Source organism: Bradyrhizobium sp. NBAIM08 (assembly GCF_020193935.1).
Lineage (GTDB): Bacteria > Pseudomonadota > Alphaproteobacteria > Rhizobiales > Xanthobacteraceae > Bradyrhizobium > Bradyrhizobium yuanmingense.
In genome coordinates this window covers 1-390 of sequence record NZ_JADYVR010001205.1, presented here as the reverse complement: position 1 = coordinate 390, position 390 = coordinate 1, and the positions used below count along the sequence as shown (strand labels likewise).

Genomic DNA, 390 nt, shown 5'->3' with positions numbered 1-390 from the left:
CCATTCGCCGGCGTTGGCGGATCCGGGCAGCCGCATGGTTTCGGCCAGCGCCGCGTCGACCTGGCCCAGCCGCAGCCGTTCGAGTGCGCGATCATAGCGCGCCTGCGGCCGCCCGCTGGGGGTGTCGGCGCGGCGCACGGCGACGATCGAACCCAATTCGCGCTGAACCCCGGTCCACCAGCTTTCGCCCGGGCCGGGACCGCGCAATCGATCGCCGAGCGTTTCATAGTCGGCGACCAGCGTGTCGATCCGCACCGGATCGCGCGAGGCGGTGACGATCGCGGCCACTGCTTGCGGGTCGCTCACGCCAAAGCGTTCGGCAAGCAACGGTTCGAGATAGCCCAGCGCGACCCCGCGATCGATCGCTCGGCGCGCGGCGAAGGCGACCAG

Annotated in this window: 1 protein-coding gene; it reads right to left on the bottom strand. The window is 71.3% G+C overall.

All coding sequences use genetic code 11. The features are described 5' to 3' along the window. Window positions 1–390, bottom strand: a 390-nt coding sequence (locus tag I6F37_RS44160) for a hypothetical protein (RefSeq protein ID WP_225155009.1), incomplete at both ends; no start/stop codon positions are given.